6 protein-coding genes are annotated in these 6,690 nt (G+C 63.0%); 4 read left to right on the top strand and 2 right to left on the bottom strand.

The features are described from left to right. Positions 1–433: 433 nt before the first annotated feature. Together KF759_RS14040 and KF759_RS14035 are read right to left on the bottom strand one after the other, a co-directional pair. A complete protein-coding gene (locus KF759_RS14040) occupies positions 434–1,519 on the bottom strand; it encodes a PLP-dependent cysteine synthase family protein (RefSeq protein WP_291226471.1) in 1,086 nt (361 codons plus the stop codon). Between the two features lie 31 nt (positions 1,520–1,550). Next, positions 1,551–3,500 carry a pyridoxal-dependent decarboxylase gene (locus KF759_RS14035; protein WP_291226470.1) on the bottom strand — a complete coding sequence of 650 codons (1,950 nt, stop codon included), beginning with the start codon at positions 3,498–3,500 and terminating at the stop codon, positions 1,551–1,553. 161 nt (positions 3,501–3,661) lie between these two features. On the opposite strand from KF759_RS14035, the gene KF759_RS14030 reads away from it, so the two are divergent. From KF759_RS14030 to KF759_RS14015, 4 genes are all read left to right on the top strand, one after another. Next, entirely contained in the window at positions 3,662–3,892 is a 231-nt protein-coding gene (locus tag KF759_RS14030) for a hypothetical protein (RefSeq protein WP_291226469.1), read from the top strand. Then, a complete protein-coding gene (locus KF759_RS14025; protein ID WP_291226468.1) occupies positions 3,889–4,284 on the top strand; it encodes a type II toxin-antitoxin system VapC family toxin in 396 nt (131 codons plus the stop codon). Before KF759_RS14030 ends, KF759_RS14025 begins: the two co-directional genes overlap by 4 nt. 143 nt (positions 4,285–4,427) lie before the next feature. Beyond that, positions 4,428–4,571 (top strand): hypothetical protein, encoded by a 144-nt coding sequence (locus KF759_RS14020; protein ID WP_291226467.1) that lies wholly within the window; start codon positions 4,428–4,430, stop codon positions 4,569–4,571. 636 nt (positions 4,572–5,207) lie between these two features. Next, positions 5,208–6,690 (top strand): DUF6531 domain-containing protein (locus KF759_RS14015; RefSeq protein ID WP_291226466.1); only part of this gene is annotated, 1,483 nt, incomplete at its 3' end.

Raw genomic sequence — 6,690 nt, 5'->3', positions numbered from 1 at the left:
TGAGGTTTTCCGCGAGCGGTTTCCCGGCACGGTGATACCGCTTGCGAAAGTGATGCCGTATGCATCGTATATCCCGCAACTGCCACCGATCCCCTGGGTCGACAACGATGGATCGTTGGCGAGCAAACTGTTCGGCACCGCGTTCTGATCGACAGGGGCGTTCGGTGCGCGTGGGCATGTCTGCCCAAGCCTCGAGTCACCAAGTCTCGAATCACGATTGGCGGGCTTTCCTCGCCGTGCCGGGCCGCTGCTTTCTCCGCTTTCCAGGTCGCCAAGGCTTTCCCGGTAGACCTGCTTGCGGAGCCAGCGAAAGCGAATTCCGCTCCAATTGAATCGGCATTCGCCCCGGTTCTCCCTGAGTGGTTGCATTTTCTCCGGCGAACCGGTCCCGACCCCTGGATCAAGCCCGAGAGCATGCTCGCCGGAAAATGCTCTATTCCGCCACGGCAAGGTCGCAGGCGAAGTCTTCGCCCGAAAGGAATTGTTCAATCCGATGTTCGAACGGGGCGGTGTCTATGCCTTTGCTGCGCAGCCACTGCGCATTGTAGTAGGTGCCGACATATCGCTCCCCCGAGTCGCATATCAAGGTGACGAGCGATCCCTGCTGCCCCGCTTGTCTCATGCGGTCGGCGAGCCAGCACAGCGCGAAGAAGTTGGTGCCGGTAGAGCCGCCGACCCTGCGTCCAAGCAGACGTGAAAGCACCGACATGGCCGCGAGCGAAGCGGCGTCGGGCACGCGGACCATCATGTCCACCACGCCGGGCATAAACGAAGGTTCGACACGCGGCCGGCCGATACCTTCTATCAGCGAAGGCCTGTCGCAGCAGCATCCCGGGTCCCGCTTTTGGAAGCCTTCGAAGAAGGCGGAATGCTCGACGTCAGCGACGCAAAGATTCGTCGGGTGACATTTGTATCGCAGGTAGCGGCCGATGGTCGCCGAGGTGCCACCAGTGCCGGCGCCGCAGACGATCCACGCCGGTTGCGCGTGCGGCTCGTGTTCGAGCTGGCCGAGGATCGACTCGGCGATGTTGTTGTTGCCGCGCCAGTCGGTGGCGCGTTCGGCCAGGCCAAACTGATCGAGATGACAGGCGCCGTTGGCGGCATGCCAGGCGGCGCGCGCATGCACCTGCGAGGGATCCTCGACGAGGTCGCAGGCGCCGCCGAGCGCCTCGACTGCGCGGATCTTGGCCGGCGCGGTCGCGGCCGGCATCACCGCAGTGAAACGCAGGCCGAGCAGGCGCGCGAACCAAGCCTCGGCGATCGCGGTGCTGCCCGAGGACGCATCGACGGTCGGCTGGCCCTTGCGCAGGCGGCCGTTGCACAGCGCGTAGAGATACAGCGAGCGCGCGAGTCGATGCTTGAGGCTGCCGGTCGGATGCGAGGCCTCGTCCTTGAAATAGAAGTCGATGCCGGCGAAACCGGGCAGGTTGATCTTGAGCAGATGGGTGTCGGCCGAGCGCGCGGCTTCGCGCGCAAGTGCATCGATGGCAGTGTGAACCCAGGCGCGATCGTCGTTCATGGCGGTGACATTGGCAGGACGAAAGCGCGAATCATACGGCAGGCGCGGCGTTGCCCAGTGCGGCGATGCTGCGTGCGAGGAAATCAAAATACAGTTCGATGTAGCTGATGTCGTTCTCGCGGTCGATCAGGTAGGGATTCATCAGCGTGTGGCGCAGGATCAGCAAGCGGTCCGCGTCGGCGCCGAAGCTGGCCGGGTCGAGGCCGAGTTCGCCGAGGATGCTCGCGGTCTGCGTCGCGCCGACCAGCTCCGGGCGCAGGCTGGTGATCGAGCCGAAGAACTCCTTGAGCTGCAGCGGATGCCCCGGATCGGTGCGCAGTTCCTCGTAGAGACGGCGCACGAAGGCGTTGGCGCCGGCAACCGTGGCATTGCCGTGCGGATTGAAGGCCAGGCACACCAGGTTGCTGTCGGGTTCGAACGGCACGCGCACGCGCATGCGCGCGGCGATTTCCTGCGTGAAACGACGCGCGCGGTCGTAGAAGATCTCGGTGGCGCGCACCGTGGTACGCGGCAGGCGACCGAAGTGCACATGGTCGAGCGGCAACACCTTGTGCACGACATACACCGCAGCGGCGGCTGCGCCAGGCTTGGAGCCCTCGGGCACGAACTGGCCCAGGCCGCGGTAGCGCTTCATGTAGTCGGCCTTGCCGTCGCCGTGGAACACGTAGTCGGCGCGCTCGCCCAGCAGTGCCACCGCGCGATGGTCGCGGCAGACGAAGGCGCCGCTGCCGAAGGGCAGATAACCGAGCTTGTGCGGATCGACCGTGACCGAATCGGTGTGTGCCAGCGCCTCGAAGGCGCGATGGATCGGCGGCGACGGAAAGTAACTGAACTCGCCGGCGACCTCCTCGCGGCTGCGCAGGCTGCCATCCTCGTTGCGGAACAGCGTGGCCAGATAGCCGCCCCAGGCGGCATCGACATGCACCGCGAAATCCAGACCCAGCGCGCGTGCGCGTTCGCGTGCGGCGATCACGCCGTCGATCGGATCGATGGTGCCGTACTCGGTGCTGCCCAGTACCGCGACTGCCATCAGCACCGGAATGTGCTCGCGCGCGAGTTGCTCGACACGTTCGCGCAGCGCATCGGCGTCCAGACGCATGCCGCGCGTGGGCAACAGTTCGAGCTGGTCACGCCCCAAGCCGAGCAGCTTGAGGCCCTTGCTCCAGGAGTAATGCGCGGTGATCGGCGCGAGCACGCGCGGTACCTTCAGGTCCGGATGCGCGGCGAAGAAGCCGGCGATGCCGCGTTGTTCGATCCGCTCGCGCTCGACGCGCGCGAGCCAGTCCGCACGCTGCTGCGGCGACTGCGCGACCAGCCATTGCTGCCAGCGGTCGAGCAGGGCAATGCCCTGCGCGTGGCTGAGGTTGAACGCGCTCCAGTCATCCGCCGGCAAGTCCAGGTCGGGCACCTGCGCCGCGCGCAGCGCCAGCGGAAACGCCTTGAGCGCAAGCGCCAGGCGCAGCGCCTGATAATTGGCGAGCGTGCCGCCCGAGGTGAGATGACCAAAGGCGCAGGCCGACTGCGTGGGATCGTGCGGATAGCCGAGCATGCGCGCGAGCTGCAGGCCAACCTGCACTTCCATGTCGACCGTGACCGGGGCGACATCCTCGGTGACGTTGTTGGGGTTGTAGGGCAGGGTCAGCATCTGCGCGGCGAGGCCGGGCAGCAGCAGGTCGGAAGCCATGTGGCCGATGTAGCGCGGACTGTGGAATGGCACCGACTTCTTCAGCACCGCCGAAAGCTGGTGCAGCTCGCGGCGCATGCGTGCCTCGAAGGCAAGGTAATCCGGATGCAGCGCCGCGGCCGTGCTGATCGCGGGCGGATCCTCGGGATGGAAGTTGCGCCGCCAGTAGACGTGGTCGCGCAGGAACTCGACGAGGATTTTTTCCAGCAGCGCGTTGTTCTCGCCGTAGGGGCCGAGAAAGCAGGCGTCGAGCACGTGGTCGCGCGGTTCGGGCGGTGGAGCGTCGTGGGCAGACACGGTAGCGTCAACGTGGCGGCAGGAGGCGACAGCATGCGCCGCAGGCGCGCCGATTGCGCTGACCCAAATCAAGCGGGGTCCGCTGCGCAGGGTCGTGATACCGCCAGGGGACGGTTGGATGACCATGGCATAGTGACCATGGTTCTACCGAGGGTGTTGCGATGACTGCGCAGGTGTCCAAATCACGCTTCAAGGCGCACGCACTCGAGATCTTCCGCCAGATCGAGAAAACCGGCACGCCGGTCGTCATCACCGACAACGGCAAGCCTGCCTTGACCGTGACGCGCTACCGGCCACCGACGGCCGATGCATTGGCGCAATTGGCCGGGTCGGTGCTGCGCTTCGACGATCCGCTGGCGCCGGTGGACGAGGCGTGGGATGCGCACGAATGATCGTGCTCGATACGCATGCGCTGGTGTGGTGGGTCGCCAATGACGCGCGGCTGACACGCAAGGCGCGCAGCGCAATTTCCCGGGAATTGCCGGACGGCCGACTGGGTATCCCGGCGATCTGCGCATGGGAGATCGGCATGCTCGTGGCCAGGGGCCGCTTGCTGCTGTCGATGGACGTGGATCGCTGGTTCGAGGCAGTGCAGGCGGTCCAAGGCGTCGTGCTGTTGCCCCTGGGAATCGATGTTGCCTTGGATTCGACACGCTTGCCGGGCCAGTTCCATGGCGACCCCGCCGACCGCATGATCGTGGCCACGGCGCGCGCGCACAATGCGCCGCTGATCAGCGCCGACCCGCGTATCCGCGACTACCGTCACATACGCACGATCTGGTAAGGCAACTCACCCGGTTGCGTCATGCGCGCCGTTTGAATGCAGGATCAGCCTCTGGCGACCAGCCGATGCGTCGAACCGCGACACCCGTCCCGGAATCGCACCCGGCCCGGGCGTAGTGTCCAAGCCGCTCGCAGACAACGAAGGTGCGCGTATGGGACACGCTCTCGCGGCTGGAAAAGGAGTGCCCCCACGATCCGCAAGGCTTGGGACACCACTTCCTCTACGGCTACGGCGACGACGGCAACGGCAACCGCATCGATTCGACCGACCGATGGACGAGCAAGTAGGCTCCCAGGCACGCTAGAACGACGCAAGCTGTAGTCCAGAATCGAATTCGGATCGCGGGCGCCGAGTTGCTCGCATGGAGAGCGATATGAAGTCTACACAAGTCGGCAACAGGACACCGTTCGCGGCGGCTCTGAGCTTCTGGATGCGAGCAGGTGTTCCGCACATCTGCGTGTTGCTATTGTTGTTCTCGATTGATTGCAGCGCCTTCGAGATTCCGTGTGTTGTCAACAATACAAGCGGATACTGTGCGGCTCCTGAGCGCGGACCTTGGGTTTGTTCGGGAAACACACTCAATACTGGATCTTCGCCGGAGTGTGATACGAATCATCCGAACTGCGATGTTGACGATCAGGTGCGAGACCTTCTTGCGGGAAAGGAAGCGGACTACTACCACGCATGCAAATATTCGTCCAACTGGAGTGATGACTATTTTTATACACGCTACACGTTAGGTGTTTTGGATTCACACGCGAGACACTTCGCGGTACCAATGACGCATCCGCCGTACCCCGGAAATCCTGGAGGGTGCTACGACTTTCCGGGTATAGGCGGCACAGCGCGGTGCAGTCGGATTGTGGATTGCGGGCCAACCTACCAAAGCATCGAAGGCAAGTGCTTTCGATCAGCATCGTCGAGTGCTCCGATCGATCCAAAAAAAGAACCTGGGGTCCTGTCCGGCTCCGACCGGAGGTTCACCGAGTACTCCAAATCCCATCAGCATTGCGCTCGGAAACAAATTTCTCGACGAAGCTGATATCCAATCTGTGGGGTTTTCTCTGCATCGCTTCTACAACTCTGGCAACACAGGTCGCTACATCACTGCCAACTCAGGTCGTGTCGGATCTTTTGGCCCGGGGTGGAGCCACACATTCGAAGCGCGGCTTGACGTCTCCATGACAATCTCGGGGAGTTTTGCGGCGATCATTGCAGCTCAGAGACCGGACGGCCGCACCTTGACGTTCGTGCGGATGTCCGTGCTTGGTCCGTGGGTCAGTGACGCCGACATCAGTGAACGGATCATCGACGTTAGGGATGCTGCTGGTGTGGTCATTGGCTACCAACTAGTGGATCGCGGCGACAGAGTCGAATCGTACGACTCTGCCGGCCTCTTGCAGAGCATTGTCGATCAACGTAGGTCACAATCATTCGCTCTCATTCGCGATTCTGCTGGCCGCGTCATGTCGGTTACGGATCGCTCCGGACGTGCCTTGTCGTTCAAGTACAATTCGATGAACAGAATTGTCGGAATTTTTGAGCCTGGAGTTGATCCTTCCGATCCATCGGCCACGGCGTGGGGCTACGGCTACGATGCTTCAGGTCGGCTCGTGAGCGTAACAAGCCCGGCAGCAGGCACTCGCGAGTATCACTATGAAGATGTGACTTTTCCGGACGCGCTAACGGGGGTCACTGATGAAGCTGGTAGGCGTTACGCGAGTTATAGCTACGACGTGCAAGGTCGGGCATATGCCGAAAATCTCTGGGCCGGTCCTGGTCAAACGCTGCCTGTCAACCAGTTCACGCTGACGTTTCAGCCGAACAAACTGACGCATGTCGTCGATCCGCTCGGCAAGGCGCGCGACTACCAGTTCAAGATCGTCCAGGGCGTTGCGGTTCTCGAGAATGTATCCGACTTGTGTGCATTGTGCGGTGGGTCGGGCGCAACAGAGTCACGCACCTACGATCCCGTTACTGGATTCACCGACCTCGTTACCGATTTCAACGGCGGCGTGACTGACTTCGACTACGACAGCCGTGGCTTGGAGGCCAAACGGATCGACGCGTCCAATGATCTGTCACCGCCTGCCGCATCATCCAAGCGTACGACCGAGACGATTTGGAATCCGAACTTCCGGGTGCCCGATCAGCGCACGGTCAAGAACGCGAGTGGTGCGACCGAATCGCTGACCAAATGGGTCTACAACACCCGCGGCCAGCCGACCGCGCGTTGCGAGGTCGATCCCGCCATTGGCAGCGCCACGAGTTACACCTGCGGCTCGGCCACGAATGCTCCTGTCGGCGTCCGCCAGACCCGAACAACGTACTGCGAACAGCCCGACGTCACCGCTGGCAGCTGTCCGCTGGTCGGCCTCGTCACTTCCGTCAACGGCCCGCGCGCGA

The sequence above is a fragment of the Dokdonella sp. genome (genome assembly GCF_019634815.1).
Lineage (GTDB): Bacteria > Pseudomonadota > Gammaproteobacteria > Xanthomonadales > Rhodanobacteraceae > Dokdonella_A.
This window is presented reverse-complemented; position numbering and strand designations above follow the sequence as displayed.

Excerpts from the sequence above, each read along its gene's own strand:
- KF759_RS14040 (WP_291226471.1), bottom strand. The coding sequence starts at position 1,519 with ATGAACGACGATCGCGCCTGGGTTCACACTGCCATCGATGCACTTGCG.
- KF759_RS14030 (WP_291226469.1), top strand. The coding sequence starts at position 3,662 with ATGACTGCGCAGGTGTCCAAATCACGCTTCAAGGCGCACGCACTCGAG.
- KF759_RS14025 (WP_291226468.1), top strand. The coding sequence starts at position 3,889 with ATGATCGTGCTCGATACGCATGCGCTGGTGTGGTGGGTCGCCAATGAC.